Consider the following 21322-nt stretch of genomic DNA (forward strand, 5'->3'; position numbering starts at 1 on the left):
GATAAGGTTTGACTATAAGGCCCTGAGTTGAACGGTCGCTTCATGCGACAACTTCCTGTTCCACGTGCTGGCACGGTCTGCTACATGACTCTAACAGAACTTCGTTACATCGTAACCTTGGCCCAGGAGCGTCATTTCGGACGCGCCGCCGAGCGTTGCTTCGTCTCACAGCCGACCCTGTCGGTGGCTGTCAAAAAACTGGAGGAAGAACTGGGCGTGGCGCTGTTTGAACGCAGCAAGTCCACCGTCCAGGTCACTCCGCTGGGCGAAAAGATCGTCGAGCAGGCCAGCCGCGTGCTCGAGCAGGCCAGCGCCATCAAGGAGCTGGCCAACGAAGGCAAGGACCAGCTCTCCAGTCCGCTGCGGGTCGGAGCCATCCATACCATCGGGCCCTATCTCTTCCCGCATCTGATCCCGACGCTCTCCGAGGAAGCGCCGCAGATGCCGCTTTACATCGAAGAGAATCTGACCGGCGAACTGCGGCGCAAGCTGCGTTCCGGCGAACTGGACGTGATCATCGTGGCGCTGCCCTTTGCCGAGCCCGACGTACTGACCAAATCGCTCTATGACGAGCCCTTTGAAGTGCTGCTGCCGGCCGGTCACAACTGGCTCTCCCGCAAGGAGATCGATCGGGACGTCCTGTACGACGAGAAGATGCTGATGCTGGGCGAGGGTCACTGTTTCCGCGATCAGGTGCTGGAGGCATGCCCGACTATCAAGGATCACGTGCATCAGCCCGGCAATACCCTGATTGCCGAGGGCGGCTCGCTGGAAACCATTCGTCATATGGTGGCCTCGGGGCTCGGCATCACCGTGGTGCCCCAATCCGCCACCGGCAGCGTGCATTATGCCAGCGGTCTGCTGGAAACGCGTCCCTTCAAGGACCCGGCACCGTATCGGACCGTGGCACTGGCCTGGCGGGCCAGCTTCCCGCGTCCCAAGGCGATCGATGCCATTACGCGCGCGATCAAGGCCTGCCACAGGGCGCTCCATCCGGAATGAGTGCCGCCCCCTCGCACGCCCCGGCCAGCGGCGCGACGGATCTTAACACGCTCAAGGGCGTGGGGCCGGCCATGCGCGAACGCCTCGAGCGGCTCAATCTGCAGGTGGCCGAGGATCTGCTCTTTCATTTGCCGCTGCGCTATCAGGACCGCACCCGGGTCACCCCGATTGCGGCTCTCAAGGCCGGCAGCGAGGCGGTAGTGGAAGGCGAGGTCACCGCCTCTGACGTCATTCAGGGTCGCAAGCGCAGTCTGCTGGTCCGCCTGCGCGACGGTTCCGGCATCCTGTCGCTGCGCTTTTTTCATTTCTCTCAGGCGCAGGTGGGGCAGTTTGCCCGCGGCACCAGAATTCGCCTGTTTGGCGAGGCGCGCTCCGGCAGTACCGGCCTTGAGATGTATCACCCCGAATACCGGCTTTTAAAGGATGCCACCGGCGAGGAGGTCGAAGAGACCCTCACGCCGATCTACCCAACCACGGAAGGCCTCGCCCAGCCGCGTCTGCGCGCCCTGATCCGTCAGGCCTTTGAACATCTTGACCAGGGCAGTCTCACCCTCGAAGAACTGATTCCCGACGCCATTCGGACTCGCTTTCGTCTGCCGGCCCTGCGCGAATCGCTGGACTATCTGCACTTTCCGCCGCCGGATGCGCCGCTGGAGACCCTGGCAGACGGCCAACACCCTACCCAGCGGCGGCTGGCACTGGAGGAGCTGCTCGCGCATCAGTTGAGCCTGTATCGCATTCGTCTGCGCATTCAGGACGACGCCGCGCCGGCGCTGCCTGCCAGCAGCGGGCTGGCGACCCGATTTCTGACCCAGCTGCCGTTTTCGCTGACTGGCGCCCAGCGCCGGGTCCTGAGCGAGATCAGCGCCGATATCAGCCAGACCACCCCCATGCTGCGACTGGTGCAGGGCGACGTTGGCTCCGGCAAGACGGTAGTGGCCGCCATGGCCATGCTTCAGGCCGTCAGCGGCGGCCACCAGGCCGCGCTCATGGCGCCGACCGAACTACTGGCCGAGCAGCACTACAAAAGCCTCAAGCGCTGGTTCGAGCCGCTGGGCATCGAGGTGGCCTGGCTCTCCGGCAAGCTCAAGGGCAAGGCCCGGCTCGAGGCCAAGGCGATGATCAGCGAAGGGCGCGCCCGGGTCGTGGCCGGCACCCACGCGCTCTTTCAGGAAGACGTGCACTTTCACCGGCTGGGCCTGGCCGTGATCGACGAGCAGCACCGCTTTGGCGTTCACCAGCGCCTCGCCCTGCGCCAGAAAGGCGAATCCAGCGGCACCACACCGCACCAGCTGATCATGACCGCCACGCCCATTCCTCGGACGCTGGCCATGAGTGCCTACGCCGATCTGGATGTCTCGGTGATTGATGAGCTGCCGCCCGGACGCACGCCGGTCAGGACCGTGGCGGTCTCCGATGAGCGACGGGGTGAGGTGACCGAGCGCATTCGCAACGCCTGTCTCGAAGGACGTCAGGCCTACTGGGTCTGTACCCTGATCGAGGAGTCCGAAGCGCTGACCTGTCAGGCCGCCGAGGTCACTCGCGACACCCTGACCGAAGCACTGCCGGAATTTCAGGTAGGACTGGTGCACGGTCGCATGAAAGCCCAGGAAAAGGCCGAGGTGATGAACGCCTTTCGCGACGGCGAACTGGACCTGCTGGTCGCGACCACGGTCATTGAGGTCGGCGTGGATGTGCCCAACGCCAGTCTGATGATCATCGAAAACCCCGAGCGCCTGGGTCTGGCCCAGCTCCACCAGCTTCGGGGCCGGGTCGGGCGCGGGAAGGTCGAGAGCTTCTGCGTGCTGCTCTACCATCCGCCGCTGTCGGACACCTCCCGCGAGCGTCTGGCCGTGCTGCGTGAATCCAATGACGGCTTTCGCATTGCCGAGCGCGATCTGGAGCAGCGCGGCCCCGGTGAAGTGCTCGGCACCCGTCAGACAGGACTGGTCGGCATGAAGATTGCCGATCTCACCCGGGATCGTGACCTGCTCGACCCGGTCCGCCAGCTGACCCGTGCCATGCTCGACCAGGCGCCCGAGTCGATCGAGCCGCTGATTCGCCGCTGGCTGGGCGATGCCGCCGGTCAATACGGTCAGGTGTAGGCTACACTGAGCGCATCTCCGGGCAGCCCTGATACTTCCTTCAACGCCCGGTATGCGAGCTTATCGCCCATGACCTCGACCTTTCTGCGTGACGCCATGATCGAGCGCCTGGGGCAGGCGCGCACCGATCAAAACCCCGGCCCCTTTCCCCGCGACGGTCTGGTCAGAAACCTGCACGGCGACTTCACGCCGATGATGTGTGGCGGCATCAGCGCGCTGCTTTTGCAGATGCTGCATCCGCTGGCGCTGGCCGGTATCTGGGATCATTCGCGCTTTCGCGAGGACATGATCGGACGGCTCAGGCGCACCAGCGATTTTATCGCCACCACCAGCTTTGGCACGTTCGAGCAGGCCGAAGCCGCCATCGCACGCGTGCGTCGAGTGCATGAATACGTGAAGGGCCACGCCGCCGACGGCCGACCCTACGCCGCCGATGATCCCGACCTGCTGGTCTGGGTGCACGTGGCGGAGATGAGCCGCTTCATGGCCGGACATTTGCGCTATCGCAACCCGCACCTGAGCCACGCCCAACAGGATCGCTACTTTTTCGAGACCGCCTGCATTGCCGAGGCGCTGGGCGCCCGTAACGTGCCTGACAGTCGCGCGGCGGTAGAAGATTATCTTGCACGGACGCGCCGTGAGCTGGTCTGTGACGGGCGCACCCGGGAAGTCATTGAGGTGCTGCTCGATGCGCCGCCGCGCAATCTCGTGCTACGCCCGGCCGGGGCGCTCTTTATGCAGGCGGGGATTGATCTATTGCCCGACTGGGCCAACGATATGCTATCGCTGCGAATGTCTCGCCTCAAGCGACAGGCGGTGCGTACCGGCATCAGGAGTGCGATGCCGATGATCAGCAAGGCGGTGCGAAGTGGTGCCTATCGACGCGCGCTGGAGCGGCTACAAAAGCAGCCATAAGTGGTGAAGCAGCCGCAGAAGGTGTCACAAGAAAAACGGGGCCGGACTGATGTCCGGCCCCAAAGGGCAGTCGCCACCGGCGCGGGTGCCGGTCATGAACTGATCGTGGTTCAGGAGGCCTGTGGGTCGCGACGCACCTGGTCGATCTTGAGCATCCGCGCGATGACCTTGTCGAGCTCCTCCTGCTCAAAAATCTTTTTCCAGTCATCCTTCAGGATGTTTTCACGCCCGTAATCGATGGCGATCATGCAGGCATCCGAGAACGGGTTGGTGCTGCGAAACGCCACGGCGAGCGCGATCTGAATGTGTCCGTAGAGCATGGCTTCGGCCGCCTCACGAGCCACGCCGGTGCGCTCGACCGTTTCATCGAGGGCTTCCTTCATGAAGGTGCCGACCATGCAGGCCACGGTTTCCACCAGCGTCGGCTCAAGGTAGGCCAGCTGTGTCACGGTCATCCAGTGCACCTTGTCAACCGGGCCATACATCTGACAGATCACCGTCTCGAGCGAGGCGCGTTCTGCATCGCTGCCCTGCTCAAAGGCTGCGGCGACCGACTGTACGGCCGCACTGCCGCCGAACGCATCGCTCCACTCCTCATCGGTGCGACGCTCCAGAAAGACCGACGGGTGGCAGGGATGCGCGACCGCGTAATGAATCTCGTCGCGCTGGTGCAGCAGATTGGCGTAGGCTGCGGCCGGGTCGAGCGTGAGCACCGTGGCCCCGGCCTTCATGCGCGGGACCAGCGCCTCGGAGACCTTGCCAAGCACGATATCGGGTACGGCCAGAATCACCAGATCACACTGCTCGATGACCTGTTCGATATCGCTGACCTCGCGGCCGGCCTCACGCATTTTTTCCTGCGCGGCAGGAGCGTTTTCGCAGTAATAGATGTGACTGCTGCTGCCTTCGAGATTGGCCGAGATGCGCATGCCCATCTTGCCGCCGGCACCGACCAGCGCGATGTGCTGATAAACGTTATCCATGATGACTCCTTAAAAATGTCATGTTGTGACGGGTCCACTGTGCTTCCAGCGCACAGGTGGTGGCCTCGTCCTGCTGCCAGGGCAGCCAGTGCTCGATGATCTCGTTGATGCCGCGCGCCTGGGGATTGACGGCCTCGCGCATGGTTTCAAGGGGCAACAGCCCCTCGCCCATTGGGCAGCCGATCAGTTGAAAGCCGACCCAGCCCGGCGCGCGGGAGAAGGCGAAATCCTTGAGATGAAGATTGACCACTCGACCCGCCGTGCGCGCGATGACGGCCTCCGGCATCTCAAGAGCCGCCACGCAGTTGCCCGGGTCCAGGCAAACGCCGATATGGTCATCATCGACCGTCTCGATCACCGTCATCAAAGTCTCGATGCTGACCTGCTCGTAGGTCTCCAGCGCCAGCGTGACCTGTTGCTGTCTGAGTGCCGGCAGGATCTGTTCGAGCCGCTGTATGGCCTGATCAAACGTCGGGCGGTCTTCACCGCTATAGAGCATGCTGCGAATCAGACGCACGCCCAGCACACGGGCCAGCGTCAGATAGCGCTCGAGATGCTTGGGGGCGATCCCACGGGTGCCCAGCTCCAGCACGATGCCCAGGGCGTGGGCCCGGTCGCGCAGCGCCGTCAGTCGTGGCTCATCAAAGGTCTCGATCGCGGGGTAATCACAGATCTGAAAGACCTTCCCGCCCAGCTCTGCGGTCTCTTCCAGCATCGCCTCCAGCGTCATGGGCGTTTCAACCTGCTCTGATCCACGCCAGAAAAAGGCGTAGGTACTCAAACCAATGGCCATGGTGTCTCCGAATGAATCAGTGGGCGTGAGCGCCGGCGTGAGAGGACCGCATGCCCGAATCGGGCCGGCGAACGCGACTGATGGCCAGCATCAAAATGCCCGACAGCAGCATGAAACCGCCCACCACGAACATCGGCACGGTGTAGCTGCCGGTCAGGTCATGCAGGGCACCGGTGAGATAGCTCGACGAAAAGCCGGCCATGTTTCCCACGGTGTTGATCAGTGCCACGCCCGCCGCGGCTGCGGCGCCATCCAGAAAGCGGGTCGGCAGCGTCCAGAAGTTGGGCAGGGCCGCAAAGATCGAGCAGGCCGTCACGGTAATCACGGCCACGGTCGCCGCCGGGGAATCCATATAAAGCGCCAGCGGCACGCTGATCGCGCCGGTAAAGGCCGGCAGGGCCACATGCCAGCTGCGCACACCGCGCCGGGTGGCATCGCGCGACCAGAGATAGAGCACGATCGCGGCCGGCAGATAGGGAATCGCGGTGATCAGCCCCTTTTGCATCAGATCAAATCGAGTGCCGAACTGTGCCTCAAAGCCGCCGATGATGGTGGGCAAAAAGAAGGCCAGCGCATAAAGCCCGTAGATGAAGCCGAAATAGATCAACGCCAGCGTCCAGACCCGACTATTGGTAAAGGCAATTTTCAGACCGTGACGGCCGTGATCACCGCCGCTTTTCTCGCGGGATTCGCGGGCCAGCTCCTCGGTCAGCCAGCGCTTTTCCTCAACGCTTAGCCAGCGCGCATCGGCCGGGCGGTCCACCAGATAAAACCAGGCCACGATCCCCATGACAATCGCGGGGATGGCCACGCCAAAAAACATGAAACGCCAGCCCGCCAGCCCGAAAAAGACACCGTCATGCTGAATCAGCGAGGCCGCCAGCGGCGCCCCGATCACGGTGGTCAGCGGCTGGGCCAGATAGAAAAGCGCCAGAATGCGGCTGCGATAGCGCGACGGTACCCACAGGCTCAAAAAGAGAATCGCACCGGGGAAGAAGCCGGCTTCGGCCACCCCGAGGGCAAAACGCAGGGCATAAAGCCCTTCGGCGCTGTCGACCCAGGTAAAAAGCAGGGCGACCACACCCCAGCTCACCATGATGCGGGCCAGCCACTTGCGGGCACCAAAGCGATGCAGGGCCATGTTGCTGGGGACTTCCAGCAGGATATAGCCCAGAAAGAAGATGCCGGAGGCGAAACCGAACTGCGCCGCGCTCAGGGCCAGGTCACTGTTCATGCCGTTGGGGGCGGCAAACGAGATCGCGGTACGGTCGAGATAGTTGATGAAAAACATGAGCGCCACGAAAGGCACCAGACGCATGGCAACCTTTCGAATGGCAGACGCCGCCACGGCATCATTGGACGCGTGAGACATGATCACTTCACTCCCGCTGCCGTTTCAACGGCAGTGAACCGGTATGAATGGGCAAAAGTCGGTCGGCTTGTCGCAACTGACTTTAATCAGGGCCTGGCCAGGCGAGAGGTGATCATCATCTCATCATACCACTTGTGCAATACGACTCAGGTCGCACATGCACGTCGATGCCTACTCAAGCAACAGCCGCACAGTCCCGAAGGCCGGCAATGTGATCGGTGAGGAAACCGGCTGTAGACGGTCCATCCACTGTACGTCTTCAAGCGGGGTATGCGCGTCCAGCAGGGCCGCACCACGTACCCTGACGCCGTGAAGGGCCAGAGTGACCGGTTCAATCGAAAGATTGGCCAGCCACAGCTCGTCACGCGCCCCGTCAGGCGCCTGCCAGCCGATTGCGGCCACATGATCAGGCGCCTGCGGCCAGACCAGCAGCGGCCGGCCCCCGCCGCGGATCAGCCCACGCAGGACATGAAAAATCGGATACGGCGTGTCACCTGCAACGTCAAATGGCGGCCCCAGCGAGGAGAGCGTCAGCGCATCGACAGCGCCTTGCGCGGCGCGAGCGACCACCCCGGTTGACCAGGCCGCGCCAAACAGCCCCCGCTGGCGTGGGTCGTTATCGCTGAGCGTGACCCGCGCCATGCCCTCATTGGCCGTCAACCGCTCGCCATAGGGGTTGGTCCAGGCCCCGATGGCCGTGGTGGTCACTCGATAGGGAACTTCCGGCGCCAGCGCCCGAGCGCTTTTGAAGAGATGGGGCAGGCTTTCAAGCGTTTCCATCACCGAGCCGTCATCAGCAGCATGCACGATCGGAGAAAGGGCGTGGGTGATGAAATCGATGCGCTCCGGGTCGGGCCGGCAGCGGTTGAGTTCAGTGAAGTAAATGGGAAAACCGCCACCCAGCGGTGTTTCAGGCCACAGCTGCCGGGCAAATGCCAGCACCCGGGCCGGCGAGGCACCATCAGGCCAGTCACCATCGGGCTGGTAGCTCTTGAGATAGGCGCGCGGTGTGACCAGCATTCCGGCAGGCGAGAAATCGCTGTCATCACACCAACGGGCCAGTCGCGCCAGGTCGTCTTCAAATTGCTCGTTGTCACAGATCACATAAAGCCAGGGCGCGACGTCACAGACAGCACACTGCGCCATGACGACCTCCAGCCTTGTGTGACTCTCCGCCACGGCCACATCCAGCACGATGTCGAGATGATGCGGTTGCAGGGCGCTCAGGTAGCGCTCCAGACGGGAGACATCCAGCACACGATCCAGCCACAGCCCGCAGCCGATGGCAGGCAAACGATGATCGACCAGCAGGACAGGCGTACACGGGTAAACATCAGGAGACGTCATGGCCATGCTCCTCAAGCTGCATTGAAAACCCCTGCACGACCGTCTCACCGGCTTCGATGACATAAGGTATGGGCCAGGCCAGCGGGCGGCTATAGATCTTGAAGGAGGCGTCCGACCAGTTGCGCTGATCCTCCATCTCGAACACCTCGCCTTCAAATGACAGTCGAACGGTGGGGCCATGTCGCACCGTGTACTCCAGCCCGCTGATATCGAAAAAGGGCTGGCCGGGGCTGATCAGTTCGGGAAAGCGGGATAACGCCCGTGAGTCATCACCGTGCGTGACCTCTACCGGGCGGCCGACCACACCCTTGAGAGGCAACAGCACGATCAGCCCACTGCGACAGGTCAGCATCGTTCTGGCCGCGGTCAGGGTCAGCGACACGTCTGCCCCGCGATCATCAAGGCGCGTTTTAAACCGGCCCGACAGCGCCCCTTCGGCCGCTTTAAATTCATGGATCAGCTCAATGCCTGTCACGTCGACCTCGACACTTTCGGCCGTGGTCACCAGGGCATGCGTGCCCCACTGATCGTCACGAATAACCGGGCGGATACCACGAACACACTCGATACCGCGATAACAAAGCGTGCGCAGGGCGCCGTCCTGACGATCAAACGACAGCGCCCCTGTCTCATGGTGCGTGACCGGCGATTCGGTCAGCGTTGTGCCGTAATGTCGTTCTCGCCAGTGGCGGTCGTTCATGCCCTTGCTCCCGAACAGGATGACTGGCGTCGAGCATATTAGGCAGGGCAGACCGGCTGATATTCGACCATTGGTATAATGACATCATCATCATCAAGGGCCTTAATCGACAGGCGCGTGCCCTATCGGCCGCCGGGAACAGCGCGGGAGAGCCAACATGAAGGGAGAAACAGCATGAAAGGGGCACTGATCGGCTGCGGTTTTTTTGCCGAAAATCAGATGAAGGCGTGGCAGTCACTGCCGGAAGTCGAGATCGTGGCGGTCTGCGACCCGGACCCGGCACGGCGCGAGCACTTTCAGACCCATTTTGGCGTGACGCAGACCTTCGCCGAGGCGCAGGCCCTTTTCGAGCAGTGCCGACCTGATTTTGTCGATATCGCCGCCCCCACGCCGGCCCATGAATCGCTGGTCAGATTGGCTGCCGATCATGGCGTGGCCATCATCTGCCAGAAACCCTTTGCCGGATCCCCCGATCGGGCGAAGGCGCTGATCCAGTACTGTGAACACAGGGGCGTGAGCCTGAGCGTTCACGAGAATTTTCGCTGGCAGTACGCCGTGCGCGAGGTAATCCGGCGAGTACGTGATGATGAAATCGGCACGCCCTTTTTTGGACGCATCAGCTATCGCAACGGCTTTGATGTCTATCAAAACCAGCCGTATCTGGCCCGGGCCGAGCGTTTTATCATCGAGGATCTGGGCATTCACGTGCTCGATATTGCCCGCGCGCTCCTTGGTGATGTCAGCCGTTTGAGCTGCGAGACGAACCGCATCAATCCCGGCATTCAGGGCGAGGACGTCGCGACCATGATGCTGCGCCACGACGGCGGCGCCACCTCGATCGTCGACTGCAGCTACGCCACCCATCTCACGCCCGACCCCTTTCCGCAGACGCTGATCGACATCGACGGCACCCGCGGTTCGCTGCGCCTGACGGCGGACGAAAGGATTTATATTCATACCCGCGACGGCTGCCAGTGCCATAAGGTGACAGCGCACGGCCCGGACTGGAGCACGCCGCCCTGGACCATTATTCAGGAGAGCGTGGTGGCCTTTCAGGCCCACTGGCTTGAATGCCATCACGCAGGCGTTGAAGCCGATACCTCAGGCAGGGACAATTACAATACGCTGGCACTGGTAGACGCCGCCTACGAGGCGGCAGCCCATCATACGGTCATGATGCCAAAGCGCTGGTCATGACGACGTGTTCGATACAAGGAAATCGCTTTAATGTTTCCAACCTCCGATGAGCCGATTCGACGGCGCAAGCTTTCCGATGAAGTGCTGGACAGGCTGCTGGAAGAGATTCGCGGCGGGTCGCTGAGCCCGGGTGATCAGCTGCCGCCCGAACGTGAGTTGATGAGCCGCTTCGGCGTAGGGCGCCCGGCCGTTCGCGAGGCGATGCAGAGTCTGGCTTCACGGGGATTGATCACCATTTCCCACGGGGAGCGGGCACGTGTCAGCGAGTTCAGCGTCTCCTCGATGATCGATCAGTTCGACACCACCGCGCGACTGTTGCTGTCGAACTCCGAGGAGAACATCGACCATCTCATTCAGGCGCGACTTTTTTTCGAAACCGGCATGGTGCGCATGGCCGCGGCCCGGGCCACGCCCGATGACATCGCTCATCTCGAATCATTGATCGATGAGATGGAAAAACAGCCGACCGGGGCCGCCTTCATCGATTGCGACATGGCCTTTCATCATGCGATTGCCGACATGACCGGCAACCCCATCTTCGCGGCAACGTCGCGGGGCATGCTGCACTGGCTCAAGGACTACCACGCCGCGATCGTCAGCTTTCAGGGCGCCGAGGACGTCACGCTCAGAGAGCATCGTGACATCGTGCACTATCTTTCCCTTCATGACGTTGAAGGCGCCGCCCGGGCCATGGGCAATCACCTGACCCGGGCCAGCGACCTCTATCGACAGCGCACCGCTGAGCGCTGAATGCGCATTGTCCGATAAGACATCATCTATAAAACATCGCCTGCCGGCTTATATCTGCGCCGCCAGCGGCAACCAGACATGCTCCCATCCCATGGAAAGCGCCACGCCGACCAGCAGCACCGCCATGACCAGATTGATGCCCTTGAGCACCCGGGCATTTTCCAGCCGCCGGCCAAGGGCCGCACCCAGCGCGGCATAGCTGCTCGGGGCCCCCACGGCGAGCGCCGCCAGTCCAAGCGACCAGATCACCAGTCCCACACCGTGAATGCCGGCAGCCGGAAACTGCAGCGTCGCGATCGGCAACGTGGCTACCACCCCTTTGGGATTGCCCAGCTGCATGAGCAGCCCATCTCGAAAGGTCATCACGCGCGGCGCGCCACCGAGTGCGCTCGGATCGATGCTGGAACGCGCAATTTTAACGGCAAGATAAAGGATATAGCCGCAGCCCAGCGCCCCGAAGACGATCAGCACGCTCGGTTTAACCCAGGCCGCGCCAGCGAATCCGAACAGCAAAAACAGCAGCAGCATGGCCAGCCCCACCCCCAGGTAATAGCCCGTGGCACGCCGGGCCTGACCATGCAGGCCCATGTTGAGGCCGAGCAGATTCACGGGCCCGGGCGAATACATGATGCCCAGGGCATAAACGATGATCGCAAGCATGAGAGGGTGTTCCGAATCAGTGGGCGAGGCTTTGCTGGTATTGAAAGGGCGTGATGCCGTGGATGCGCTTGAAGCGCCGGTTGAAGTGGCTGTGATCGGCAAAGCCATAGCGCAGGGCCACCTCACCGGGCGTGGCCCCTGATTCCAGCGCGCCTCTGGCGGCATCGATACGACAGCTGATCACATACTGATGCGGGGTCATGCCGAACTGCGCCCGGAAAAGGCGCAGAAAGTGGTAGCGGGACAGCGTCGCCGCTTCACTGATGCGCGCAAGCGAGAGCTCCTGATCGAGATGGGCACGGATGTAGTCACAGGCGCGCATCAATAGCCGGTCGGGCCGGGTCTCTGTTGGTATTACCGGCTGATAGTGCCCGGCACGCTGCACCATTCTCGTGGCAATCTGCTGAAGCAGATGTTCCTGATCGATCAGGCTGCCAACGCCTTCCCTGACCAGTCGCGACAGCGCCAGAATGGCATCGCGCAGCACCGGGTCATGGATCAGCGTCTGAGGGCTTGAAAGCCTGTCGGCACGCTCGTTGCCGGCGGCCTCGGCAAACAGCGGCGCCATCGCGCCGGGAGCGATGTAGGTCATGACGTAGTCCAGACGATGATCGCCGCCGGACTCACCGTCATGAGGCTGTTCGGGGTTGAAAAAGATCACGTTGCCCGGCGGGTTGCGGTGATAGGCGCCGGCGCTGAAAAAATCCTGCCGCCCGGCAAGCGTCACGCCAAAGGCATACTCGGTATGGGCATGGCGGTCGTAGCGAAAATCACTGATCGAGGCACTGAGCACCTTGAGTGTGGGCACATGCCGACTGCTGGAAAACTGAAACTCGAACGCGTGGTTCATGGTGGCTCTCCCAAAACGTCAGCCCCGAAGCATCAGTTTTGAAGCTTAAAGGGACTTGCCATCGGCAGGCTTGAACATTATTGCTCAATAACGCTGGAGGCTGACGCCGGTGTTGCCAGCTCATGACGCAGCCACGCTGCCAGCTGCTCACCACCGTGACGCGGCGTGCCGCGCGCCAGCAGCAGGCAGAGCCTGGCATCGGTATCGACAAACCCCCAGGGCGCCACCAGCCGACCGCTTTGCAGATCGCCCTCGATCACCAGCCGCGGGGCAATGGCCACGCCCAGTCCCGCCAGCGCCGCTTCCAGCAGATAGTAAAGATGCTCAAAGCGCTGACTGTTCTGACGCGCCTCTGCCAGTGCCTGTTCATCGAGCCCGCAGGCCGTCGCCCACTGTGGCCAGGCCTGAAGACGTGAGGTGGTCTCCAGCATCATTTCCTCGAACAGCGCCTCAAACGGACGTCCTGACAATCGAGCGGCGATATCGGGGGCGGCGACGGCACCGATCGTCTCGGCGGCAATCTCGATGACCTGCATGTCGGACGGCCAGGGGGGCGCGATAAAGGCCAGCGCCGCGCTGATGTCGCCACGCCTCGGGTCGGGGTCACCTTCGCTGGCCAGCACGTTGAGCCTCAGCGCCGGCAGCTCCCGATGTAGCCGGTCCAGACGCGGAATCAACCAGCGCGCCAGCAGGCTGCCCGGGCAGGCCAGCGTAAAGGGGGCATCCTCAATGTCACGACTCAGGGCCCGACAGCTCGCCCGTAATCCGGTGAAGGCCTCACTGACGCCGGCCTGGAGCTGGCGGCCGTGACGGGTGAGCACCAGGCCACGGCCGGCACGCTCAAAAAGTGCCGTATTCAGATGTGCTTCCAGTGCACGAATCTGACGACTGACCGCACCGTGTGTGACGCTCAGTTCCTGCGCCGCCGCCGTGACACTCCCCAGACGTGCAGCGGCTTCAAAGGCTTTCAGGGCATTTAGCGGGGGCAGTGAGTCCGGCATGATAATGTGAGTTTTTCTCAACAATTGTGGCAAATTTATCGATGTTATACCGCGCCCGGAACTGTCACGATAGGGACATCATCGATAAAGCCATCGATATTCGTTTCATGAGCGCGTCTGTCATGGCTCACCATCATGACGGACAGGGAGATCACCATGTCGTCTGCTACTGCATCAAACACCCGCTTCTCGAAAGGGCCCGACGTCAACGGCTTCTACGGCGATTTCGGCGGCCGTTTCGTGGCCGAAACCCTGATGCCCCTGATTCTCGAACTCGAGGAAGCCTGGGAGTGGTCACGTACCGACGAGGCCTTCCGCCGCGAGCTTGAGGGCTACCAGCGCGACTATATTGGTCGCGCCACGCCGCTGTATTACGCCGAGCGCCTGACCGAGCATCTGGGCGGGGCAAAGATCTACTTCAAGCGCGAGGATTTGAACCACACCGGCGCGCACAAGATCAATAACTGCATCGGTCAGATCCTGCTGGCCCGCAAGATGGGCAAAAAGCGCATCATCGCCGAAACCGGCGCCGGCATGCACGGCGTGGCCACGGCTACCGTGGCGGCGCGCTTTGGCATGGAGTGCGTGATCTACATGGGGGCCACCGACATCGAGCGCCAGCAGCCCAACGTCTTTCGCATGAAGCTGCTGGGCGCCGAGGTCATTCCGGTCGAATCCGGGACCGGCACGCTCAAGGACGCCATGAACGAGGCGCTGCGCGATTGGGTCACCAATGTGGACTCCACCTTCTACCTGATCGGTACGGTGGCCGGGCCGCATCCCTATCCGGCCATGGTGCGTGATTTCCAGTCGGTGATCGGGCGCGAAACCCGCGAACAGATTCTCGAGAAGGAAGGGCGCCTGCCGGACACGCTGATGGCCTGCATCGGCGGGGGCTCCAACGCCATGGGGCTTTTTCATCCGATGCTGGATGACGAAAGCGTCCACATGATCGGCGTCGAAGCGGCCGGTCACGGCATCGAGACCGGCGAACACGCCGCCAGTCTCAACGGCGGCGAGCCGGGCGTCTTGCACGGCAACCGAACCTTCCTGTTGCAAAGCCATGATGGTCAGATTACCGACGCCCACTCGGTCTCGGCGGGTCTGGACTATCCGGGCATCGGCCCCGAGCACGCCTGGCTGCATACCCAAAAGCGCGTCGAGTACGTCTCGATCACCGATTACGAGGCGATTCAGGCCTTCAAGCTCTGCTGTGAACTCGAAGGCATCATCCCGGCGCTGGAGTCGGCGCACTCGCTGGCCCATCTCAAAAAGATTGCCCCGGATTTGCCCGAGGATCATCTGATCGTGCTCAACATGAGCGGGCGGGGCGACAAGGACATGGCAAGCGTTGCCAACTGGCTCGAACAGCACGGTGACACCGACAAACTGCCGAACACCACGGTAGAGGCCGCCGAGCCCGGCCGGATTGATGACATGCAGCCGCCGCATGATGTGGCGAAAAAGACCGGGGAGACCGAATAATGGCCACACGTATTACTCGCCGCCTCGAGGCGCTCAAGGCTGAAGACCGTGCGGCACTGGTCACCTTTACCATGGCCGGCGATCCGAACTATCAGGCCTCGCTCGACACGCTCAAGGGCCTGCCGGGCGCCGGCGCCGACATCATTGAACTGGGCATGCCGTTCACCGACCCGATGGCCGACGGTCCCTCGATTCAGAAAGCCGCCCTGCGCGCGCTGAAGGGCCAGCACACCCAGCAAAAAACGCTGGAGATGGTGCGCGAGTTTCGTCGCGATGATCAGGACACACCCATCGTATTGATGGGCTACTACAACCCCATCTATCGCTATGGTGTTGAACGGTTTCTGGAAGATGCGTCCGAGGCCGGCGTGGATGGGCTGATCGTGGTAGACCTGCCGCCGGAGCATGACAGCGAGCTGTGTCTGCCGGCCGCGCGTGCCGGCATCGACTTCATTCGTCTGGCCACGCCCACGACCGATGATAAGCGCCTGCCGCGGGTGCTGGAAAATACCTCGGGCTTTATCTATTACGTCTCGGTGGCCGGGGTCACGGGGGCTGCCGCGCCCACGCCGGAAAGCGTCGAGCGCTCGATCACCCGCATTCGTGCCCATACCGATCTGCCCATCGCCGTAGGCTTTGGCATCCGCAGCGCCGAACAGGCGGCCAGCATCGGTCGTTTCGCCGATGCCGTGGTGGTCGGGTCCGCACTGATCAGTTGCATCGAACACGCCGACAGCGTCGAGGCCGGTACCCGGGACGTGCATGCCCTGGTACGTGAACTCGCCCGTGGCGTTCGGCAGGCACGTCTGGCAACGGCCTGATAAAACAACACCGGCTGCCCTGGGGCAGCCGGTGATATCAACGCCATAATCCCTTTGAGAGGATTACTTGGAAACGGCGTCCTTGAGACCCTTGCCGGCCTTGAATGCAACGTTCTTGCTGGCAGGAATCTGGATTTCCTTGCCGGTCTGCGGGTTCTTGCCGGTACGTGCGGCGCGCTCGCGCACGGTGAAGGTGCCAAACCCGATCAGGGTGACATCTTCGCCTCTGGCAACACTACGGGTAATCTCGTCGAGTACGACGTTGAGTACCTGACCTGCCTTGTCCTTTGAAAGATCCGCCTGCTCGGCAATGGCCGCGGCGAGTTCTGGTTTGCGCATAACGCCTCCTGGTTGGGCAATAACATGGCGATTTTTGGTGCCGCCCATTGTTATATCGAATTCGCACACTGCAAGAGGGTGCGCGAAGGGTCGCTCACTGCCCTGCACCAGCGCCATGAGGCCAGCCTTGCAGGGCGAACACTGTTCGACGGGCCTAGACTAGCAACGCCGCCCCGCTTCACGCCAGCCAAAACTGCACAAAATGGCACTTTGTCGCGTATATCCAGCCTAATGGATGATATTTTTACCCCACAGGTACAAAAAGATACCCGATGACCCTCTTTTCGGATGTTGCCTTCATGCCCGAATCTCCTAGGCCCTTGCTGCCACTGACACGCTGGCAACCGATCACGCTGTCCGGTGTACAACTTGAAAATCCACTCGCAGACCTGATGAGGTCACGGGATTCGCTTACAGCAAGACTGTCTCGTCTGGTTGATGCACCCATCACGGTTCGATTGCACGCCCAGGGGGCCGGGCGAGGCCGCCATGACGAACTGACCGCGCTGGGCCTGGCGGCCGGACAGCGGGTCTGGCGACGGGAGGTCACGCTGGAAGCCAAGGGCGAGGTGCTGGTAGCGGCGCGGTCGGTCATGGCGCTTAGGGGCTGCCCGCCCTGGATGGCCCGCCTGGGCACCCAGGCGCTTGGCCATCAGCTTTTTGCCAGAGCCGCGCGGGCACCAGGAAAATCCATGGTAAAGCGCTCGGATATCGAAATGACCCGGGATGCCCCGGGGTTTCTGGACCTGCCCGTGGCGTGGGGCCGACGCTCGCTGTTCACCCTAGGGCCTGATCGCCCACCGCTGCTGGTGCAGGAGTATTTCGTGCATGAACGTTTCACCCGACGCCTGCGCCCATGATGCATGGATGACTCGACACCGGGTCATTTCGGGTAGACTCATGTTTTTACGCTGACATCCTCGTTTTACCCTGACTGGAGCCCCGACGATGCCGTCGCCCCTCGCTCGTCTCCCTGACTTCATGCGCCTGACCCGGCTCGACCGGCCCATCGGCACCTGGCTTTTGATGTGGCCGACGCTGGCGGCCCTGTGGCTGGCCGGCGATGGCCTGCCCACGCGTCACAACCTGATCATCTTCATCCTGGGGGTCTATGTCATGCGCGCAGCGGGGTGCGTGATCAATGACTATGCCGACCGCCACTTCGATGCCCACGTCAAGCGTACCCATGATCGACCGCTGGCGACCGGGCGCATCAGCGAACGTGAAGCGCTGACGCTGTTTGGCGTGCTGCTGGCGATCGCCTTCGTACTGGTCTGCTTTACCAACGCCTATACCATCATGCTGTCGTTCGGGGCCGCGGCGCTTGCCGCCAGCTATCCGTTCATGAAGCGCTATACCCATCTCCCGCAGGTGGTACTGGGCGCGGCCTTTGGCTGGAGCATTCCGATGGCCTTTGGCGCCGAGCAGGGCCATGTGCCGGCCGTGGCCTGGTGGCTCTTTTTTGCCAATATCGTCTGGACGCTGGTCTATGACACCTGGTATGCGATGGTCGACCGTGACGATGATCTGAAAATCGGCATCAAGTCGACTGCCGTGTTGTTCGGCCGGATGGATCTGGTCATTCAGGGCGCGCTGCAGGTGCTGATGCTGATGCTGCTGGCGGTCGTGGGCCGCCTGGAGGAGCTGGATGGCTTCTACTGGGCATCGCTTGCCGCCATTGCCGTCGTGTTCGTCCATCAGCAGCGATTATGTCGCACACGTACCCGCGAGGGCTGCTTTCAGGCCTTTTTGAACAATCATTGGGTAGGAATACTGCTCTTTGCCGGCATTGCACTGGCAACCTGGCAGGCTTAATCCTCTGGAAGCGATGGCGTCATTCCCGGCGGGAGTGTCATAAAGTTGTCATATGAAGACGTTTGAATGACGATCACATGACGAAGCCCGTGACCGACCGCCATCGCGTTGGTCATCTCGTCAGTCGCCATCGCTATCCGGCAGGGGAAGCCACTCATGTCCAGAACCGTTTTAATCGTCGACGACGAAGCGCCGATTCGTGAAATGATTGCCATGGCGCTCGAGATGGCGGACTTTCGCATTCTCGAAGCCGAAGACGCCATCACCGCCCATGAGCTGGTCGTCGACGAGCGCCCCGATCTGATTTTACTGGACTGGATGCTGCCCGGCGTCAGCGGCATTGATCTCGCGCGTCGCCTCAAGCGCGACCCCATTACCCGCGACATCCCGATCGTGCTGCTGACGGCCCGCAGCGAAGAAGACAACAAGGTTCAGGGGCTGGAAAGCGGCGCTGATGACTACATCACCAAGCCCTTTTCTCCCCGTGAGCTGATCGCTCGCCTAAAGGCCGTGCTGCGGCGTACGACGCCGGCCGGTGTCGAGGAAACCGTCGAGGTCGGTGGGCTGATGCTTGATCCCGTCAGCCATCGCGTCAGTGTGGATGGACAAGCGCTCGAGATCGGACCAACCGAATACCGCCTGCTGCAGTTCTTCATGACCCATCAGGAACGCGCCTACACCCGTACCCAGCTGCTTGATCAGGTCTGGGGGGGCAATGTTTATGTCGAGGAGCGAACGGTGGATGTTCACATTCGCCGGTTGCGAAAGGTGCTGGGAGATGCCCATCAGCACCTGGTGCAGACCGTACGCGGTACCGGCTATCGCTTCTCGTCGCGGTAGCCGGCATGCATTACTGGCTCAACGAACTCTGGCGCCTGGCCTATCTGGCCGTATGTTTTACCATCCTTGGCATGCTGCTGGGCTATCCGGGCTGGGGGCTGGCTCTGGGACTGGGCATCCATCTCGCCTTTACCCTGAGACATCTAAGGCGGCTCTACCGCTGGCTGGAAGCCCCGGTAGAACAGCGCCCGCCCGATGGCGAAGGGGTATGGGGGGATCTGTTCGACCGACTCTATCGCTATCAGAAGGGCCAGCAGCAGCTGCAAAACCGCCTGCGCTCGGTATTAAAGCGTGTTCAGGAGTCCGCCGAGTCGATGAGCGAGGGGGTGGTAATGCTCGATTCGCGCGGCTGTCTGGACTGGTGGAACAGTACCGCCGAGCGGCTGGTCGGGCTGGATAAACATCAGGACCGCGGCCATCACCTGACCAACTATCTGCGTGATCCTGACTTTATTCGCTACTTTCGCAAAATGGATTACAGCGAGCCGGTCACGATCAATGCCCCCACCAATGACGCCCGCACGCTGGCATGTCAGATCACCCGCTTTGGCGATGACGAACGTCTGTTGATCATTCGGGATGTGACCCGGCTGCAGCGTCTGGAACAAACTCGGCGCGACTTCGTGGCCAATGTCTCCCACGAGCTGCGCACGCCCCTGACGGTACTGACCGGCTACGTCGAAACCTGGCAGGACAACGATGATGCACTGCCCACCTCGTTCAAGCGCGGCCTGAATCGCATGCAGGAACAGACCGTACGCATGCAGCATCTGGTCGAGGATCTTCTGACCCTGTCACGGCTCGAGACCAGCGAGCGCCATCACAAAGAACGCTCCATTGACATGGTGGCGCTGTGTGAACAGATCGCCGAGGACGGGCAGGAACTCTCTGCCGGCAGCCACGAGATCACCTGCCGGCTGGAGGAGACCCGTCGGCTGTTCGGGGATGTCGAAGAGCTGCGAAGCGCCCTGTCCAATCTGATCTACAACGCGGTGCGCTACACCTCACCCGGCTGTCATATCACCATTGTCTATCGTCGATGGGACAAGGATGGTGCCGTCGTCGAGGTCATTGATGACGGTGAAGGCATTTCTCCCGAGCATCTGCCGCGCCTGACCGAGCGGTTCTATCGGGTCGACAAGAGTCGCTCGGTGGCCAGTGGCGGCACCGGGCTGGGGCTGGCCATCGTCAAGCACGTGCTGCTGCGCCATGACGCCAGACTCGATATCGAGAGCCAACCCGGCGAAGGCGCCTGCTTTCGCTGTATCTTCCCTGCGCCTCGGCTGGAAAGGGCGCCTGACTGATTCCAGGCGCTGCCCTCATGCGCTACTGACGCACGGCACGAACATCGGCCAGACCGTGGTAGCGCTCCAGCAACGCCAGCAGGATGGCCTGACTTTCCACATCGATATTGCCGCGGGTATCGGCCGGTCGAAAGTGCATCTGAAAGGCTGACAGCGCCTTGCGGGTCGGCTCATCGAACGTGCCGGTGACGCTCACCGGATAGCCCCAGAGCCCCAGCGCCCGCTGCAGCTGCGCCGTGGTCAACGGTGAAGCGCTCAGCTCGCGCTGATAGCGGGTCACGACATGACGTTCGGGCCAGGCACCGACACCGGCCTCGTAAAGGCGCTGCCAGGGAAAGAACGGGCCCGGGTCCACCTTGCGTCCGGGCGCAATATCACTGTGGCCCAGCACGTTTTCCGGCGCGATCTGGTAGCGGTCGACAATGTCACGGGCCAATGCGGTCACCAGCTCGATCTGGGCCCGGCTGTAAGGGTCCCAGACCATGCCGTCGGGCGAGGGGTAGTGGCCGCGATTGACGATCTCGATGCCGATCGACGTATCGTTGAGATTGACGCGATCCGCCCAGCTGCTCACCCCGGCATGCCACGCCCTTTTATTCTCGTCGACCAGCTGCATGACCACCGGCTGATGCTGATACTCGCCCGGGGTCGCCGTTACCAGATAGTGGGCGCTGACGTTGCCCCCGGTCAGCGCCCTGAAGGCCGCCGCGTCATCGCCGCCGGTGTAGTGGAGCACCAGAAAGCGAATGCGCTGATTCTGTCCGCGTGACGACACCGAATGATCGACCCGATAACCGCTACGACGCTCGAGCGCCGCCCCCTGGGCCGGCGTGTAGCGCCGGGGTGGGGTTGTATCGTCAATGACCGGCACATTGCTGAAAATGCGGTCAATGGCATCGGTATCGACCACGGGCGTTGGGGAAGGAGTTGGCGTGCTGGCGCAACCGGCCAGCACCATGGCCAGTGCCAGACCGACGAGCAGGGATTTTGACATGTTGTGTTCCGTCAGGACGGTGAATCCGGGGCTTCAAAACGCCATATGA

21 protein-coding genes are annotated in these 21322 nt (G+C 62.1%); 11 read left to right on the top strand and 10 right to left on the bottom strand.

What is annotated here, in order from left to right; genetic code table 11:
* Positions 1-84: 84 nt before the first annotated feature.
* The 3 genes from B9H00_RS09300 (at position 85) to B9H00_RS09310 (ending at position 4022) form a co-directional block, all read left to right on the top strand.
* The gene (locus B9H00_RS09300; RefSeq protein ID WP_086900412.1) at positions 85-1002 is read left to right on the top strand and encodes a hydrogen peroxide-inducible genes activator; all 918 of its coding nucleotides are present in this window, start codon (positions 85-87) and stop codon (positions 1000-1002) included.
* Entirely contained in the window at positions 999-3107 is a 2109-nt protein-coding gene (gene recG, locus B9H00_RS09305; protein WP_086900413.1) for an ATP-dependent DNA helicase RecG, read from the top strand. Before B9H00_RS09300 ends, recG begins: the two co-directional genes overlap by 4 nt.
* 69 nt (positions 3108-3176) lie before the next feature.
* Complete coding sequence (locus B9H00_RS09310; protein WP_086900414.1) at positions 3177-4022, top strand: oxygenase MpaB family protein; 846 nt, start codon at positions 3177-3179, stop codon at positions 4020-4022.
* Between the two features lie 110 nt (positions 4023-4132).
* Here the strand turns inward: B9H00_RS09310 and B9H00_RS09315 are convergent, their stop codons facing one another.
* The 5 genes from B9H00_RS09315 to B9H00_RS09335 all read right to left on the bottom strand — a co-directional run bounded on the left by B9H00_RS09315 (position 4133) and on the right by B9H00_RS09335 (position 9217).
* Positions 4133-5005: a phosphogluconate dehydrogenase C-terminal domain-containing protein gene (locus B9H00_RS09315; RefSeq protein WP_086900415.1), complete on the bottom strand. Its 873-nt coding sequence runs from the start codon at positions 5003-5005 to the stop codon at positions 4133-4135.
* Positions 4998-5798, bottom strand: a complete 801-nt coding sequence (locus B9H00_RS09320; protein WP_086900416.1) for a sugar phosphate isomerase/epimerase family protein — start codon at positions 5796-5798, stop codon at positions 4998-5000. The genes B9H00_RS09315 and B9H00_RS09320 overlap by 8 nt, the downstream gene beginning before the upstream one ends.
* Before the next feature lie 16 nt (positions 5799-5814).
* Positions 5815-7170 carry an MFS transporter gene (locus tag B9H00_RS09325; RefSeq protein ID WP_086900417.1) on the bottom strand — a complete coding sequence of 452 codons (1356 nt, stop codon included), beginning with the start codon at positions 7168-7170 and terminating at the stop codon, positions 5815-5817.
* 171 nt (positions 7171-7341) lie between these two features.
* Entirely contained in the window at positions 7342-8517 is a 1176-nt protein-coding gene (locus B9H00_RS09330; protein ID WP_147376570.1) for a hypothetical protein, read from the bottom strand.
* A complete protein-coding gene (locus tag B9H00_RS09335) occupies positions 8504-9217 on the bottom strand; it encodes a hypothetical protein (protein ID WP_086900419.1) in 714 nt (237 codons plus the stop codon). The genes B9H00_RS09330 and B9H00_RS09335 overlap by 14 nt, the downstream gene beginning before the upstream one ends.
* 174 nt (positions 9218-9391) lie before the next feature.
* Between B9H00_RS09335 and B9H00_RS09340 the strand changes: the two genes are divergently transcribed.
* Positions 9392-10414, top strand: a complete 1023-nt coding sequence (locus tag B9H00_RS09340; protein ID WP_086900420.1) for a Gfo/Idh/MocA family protein — start codon at positions 9392-9394, stop codon at positions 10412-10414.
* A 30-nt stretch (positions 10415-10444) separates the two neighbouring features.
* Positions 10445-11164 (top strand): transcriptional regulator NanR, encoded by a 720-nt coding sequence (gene nanR, locus B9H00_RS09345; protein ID WP_086900421.1) that lies wholly within the window; start codon positions 10445-10447, stop codon positions 11162-11164.
* A gap of 48 nt (positions 11165-11212) precedes the next feature.
* Here nanR and B9H00_RS09350 read toward each other — a convergent pair whose 3' ends face one another.
* The 3 genes from B9H00_RS09350 to B9H00_RS09360 form a co-directional block, all read right to left on the bottom strand.
* On the bottom strand, positions 11213-11824 hold the full coding sequence (locus B9H00_RS09350) for a LysE family translocator (protein ID WP_086900422.1): 612 nt from the start codon (positions 11822-11824) through the stop codon (positions 11213-11215).
* Positions 11825-11840: 16 nt separating this feature from the next.
* Entirely contained in the window at positions 11841-12674 is an 834-nt protein-coding gene (locus tag B9H00_RS09355) for an AraC family transcriptional regulator (protein WP_086900423.1), read from the bottom strand.
* A gap of 77 nt (positions 12675-12751) precedes the next feature.
* Positions 12752-13675, bottom strand: a complete 924-nt coding sequence (locus B9H00_RS09360) for a LysR family transcriptional regulator (protein WP_086900424.1) — start codon at positions 13673-13675, stop codon at positions 12752-12754.
* 156 nt (positions 13676-13831) lie between these two features.
* Here B9H00_RS09360 and trpB point away from each other — a divergent pair, with 156 nt between their 5' ends.
* Positions 13832-15160 (top strand): tryptophan synthase subunit beta, encoded by a 1329-nt coding sequence (gene trpB, locus B9H00_RS09365; RefSeq protein ID WP_086901803.1) that lies wholly within the window; start codon positions 13832-13834, stop codon positions 15158-15160.
* On the top strand, positions 15160-15981 hold the full coding sequence (gene trpA, locus B9H00_RS09370) for a tryptophan synthase subunit alpha (RefSeq protein WP_174678720.1): 822 nt from the start codon (positions 15160-15162) through the stop codon (positions 15979-15981). Before trpB ends, trpA begins: the two co-directional genes overlap by 1 nt.
* Positions 15982-16044: 63 nt before the next feature.
* Here trpA and B9H00_RS09375 read toward each other — a convergent pair whose 3' ends face one another.
* Positions 16045-16320, bottom strand: a complete 276-nt coding sequence (locus tag B9H00_RS09375; protein ID WP_086621156.1) for an HU family DNA-binding protein — start codon at positions 16318-16320, stop codon at positions 16045-16047.
* A 272-nt stretch (positions 16321-16592) separates the two neighbouring features.
* Between B9H00_RS09375 and B9H00_RS09380 the strand changes: the two genes are divergently transcribed.
* The 4 genes from B9H00_RS09380 to phoR all read left to right on the top strand — a co-directional run bounded on the left by B9H00_RS09380 (position 16593) and on the right by phoR (position 20279).
* Positions 16593-17180 carry a chorismate--pyruvate lyase family protein gene (locus B9H00_RS09380; protein WP_086900426.1) on the top strand — a complete coding sequence of 196 codons (588 nt, stop codon included), beginning with the start codon at positions 16593-16595 and terminating at the stop codon, positions 17178-17180.
* Between the two features lie 88 nt (positions 17181-17268).
* Positions 17269-18135, top strand: coding sequence for a 4-hydroxybenzoate octaprenyltransferase (gene ubiA, locus B9H00_RS09385; RefSeq protein ID WP_086900427.1), 867 nt, complete (start codon positions 17269-17271; stop codon positions 18133-18135).
* Between the two features lie 156 nt (positions 18136-18291).
* Complete coding sequence (gene phoB, locus B9H00_RS09390; protein WP_086900428.1) at positions 18292-18975, top strand: phosphate regulon transcriptional regulator PhoB; 684 nt, start codon at positions 18292-18294, stop codon at positions 18973-18975.
* A 5-nt stretch (positions 18976-18980) separates the two neighbouring features.
* Positions 18981-20279 (top strand): phosphate regulon sensor histidine kinase PhoR, encoded by a 1299-nt coding sequence (gene phoR, locus B9H00_RS09395; protein ID WP_086900429.1) that lies wholly within the window; start codon positions 18981-18983, stop codon positions 20277-20279.
* Between the two features lie 22 nt (positions 20280-20301).
* Here the strand turns inward: phoR and B9H00_RS09400 are convergent, their stop codons facing one another.
* Positions 20302-21273, bottom strand: coding sequence for an N-acetylmuramoyl-L-alanine amidase (locus tag B9H00_RS09400; RefSeq protein ID WP_086900430.1), 972 nt, complete (start codon positions 21271-21273; stop codon positions 20302-20304).
* Positions 21274-21322 lie beyond the last annotated feature (49 nt).

This window comes from Kushneria marisflavi (genome assembly GCF_002157205.1).
Classification (GTDB): Bacteria; Pseudomonadota; Gammaproteobacteria; order Pseudomonadales; family Halomonadaceae; genus Kushneria; species Kushneria marisflavi.

What these genes read in the sequence shown, in the direction of transcription:
- B9H00_RS09325 (WP_086900417.1), bottom strand. Translation starts at nt 7,170, where the DNA reads ATGTCTCACGCGTCCAATGATGCCGTGGCGGCGTCTGCCATTCGAAAG.
- B9H00_RS09350 (WP_086900422.1), bottom strand. Translation starts at nt 11,824, where the DNA reads ATGCTTGCGATCATCGTTTATGCCCTGGGCATCATGTATTCGCCCGGG.
- B9H00_RS09330 (WP_147376570.1), bottom strand. Translation starts at nt 8,517, where the DNA reads ATGACGTCTCCTGATGTTTACCCGTGTACGCCTGTCCTGCTGGTCGAT.
- nanR (WP_086900421.1), top strand. Translation starts at nt 10,445, where the DNA reads ATGTTTCCAACCTCCGATGAGCCGATTCGACGGCGCAAGCTTTCCGAT.
- phoB (WP_086900428.1), top strand. Translation starts at nt 18,292, where the DNA reads ATGTCCAGAACCGTTTTAATCGTCGACGACGAAGCGCCGATTCGTGAA.
- B9H00_RS09355 (WP_086900423.1), bottom strand. Translation starts at nt 12,674, where the DNA reads ATGAACCACGCGTTCGAGTTTCAGTTTTCCAGCAGTCGGCATGTGCCC.
- B9H00_RS09315 (WP_086900415.1), bottom strand. Translation starts at nt 5,005, where the DNA reads ATGGATAACGTTTATCAGCACATCGCGCTGGTCGGTGCCGGCGGCAAG.
- B9H00_RS09320 (WP_086900416.1), bottom strand. Translation starts at nt 5,798, where the DNA reads ATGGCCATTGGTTTGAGTACCTACGCCTTTTTCTGGCGTGGATCAGAG.
- ubiA (WP_086900427.1), top strand. Translation starts at nt 17,269, where the DNA reads ATGCCGTCGCCCCTCGCTCGTCTCCCTGACTTCATGCGCCTGACCCGG.
- recG (WP_086900413.1), top strand. Translation starts at nt 999, where the DNA reads ATGAGTGCCGCCCCCTCGCACGCCCCGGCCAGCGGCGCGACGGATCTT.
- B9H00_RS09335 (WP_086900419.1), bottom strand. Translation starts at nt 9,217, where the DNA reads ATGAACGACCGCCACTGGCGAGAACGACATTACGGCACAACGCTGACC.
- trpB (WP_086901803.1), top strand. Translation starts at nt 13,832, where the DNA reads ATGTCGTCTGCTACTGCATCAAACACCCGCTTCTCGAAAGGGCCCGAC.
- B9H00_RS09300 (WP_086900412.1), top strand. Translation starts at nt 85, where the DNA reads ATGACTCTAACAGAACTTCGTTACATCGTAACCTTGGCCCAGGAGCGT.
- B9H00_RS09360 (WP_086900424.1), bottom strand. Translation starts at nt 13,675, where the DNA reads ATGCCGGACTCACTGCCCCCGCTAAATGCCCTGAAAGCCTTTGAAGCC.
- B9H00_RS09310 (WP_086900414.1), top strand. Translation starts at nt 3,177, where the DNA reads ATGACCTCGACCTTTCTGCGTGACGCCATGATCGAGCGCCTGGGGCAG.
- B9H00_RS09400 (WP_086900430.1), bottom strand. Translation starts at nt 21,273, where the DNA reads ATGTCAAAATCCCTGCTCGTCGGTCTGGCACTGGCCATGGTGCTGGCC.
- B9H00_RS09340 (WP_086900420.1), top strand. Translation starts at nt 9,392, where the DNA reads ATGAAAGGGGCACTGATCGGCTGCGGTTTTTTTGCCGAAAATCAGATG.
- B9H00_RS09375 (WP_086621156.1), bottom strand. Translation starts at nt 16,320, where the DNA reads ATGCGCAAACCAGAACTCGCCGCGGCCATTGCCGAGCAGGCGGATCTT.
- phoR (WP_086900429.1), top strand. Translation starts at nt 18,981, where the DNA reads ATGCATTACTGGCTCAACGAACTCTGGCGCCTGGCCTATCTGGCCGTA.
- trpA (WP_174678720.1), top strand. Translation starts at nt 15,160, where the DNA reads ATGGCCACACGTATTACTCGCCGCCTCGAGGCGCTCAAGGCTGAAGAC.
- B9H00_RS09380 (WP_086900426.1), top strand. Translation starts at nt 16,593, where the DNA reads ATGACCCTCTTTTCGGATGTTGCCTTCATGCCCGAATCTCCTAGGCCC.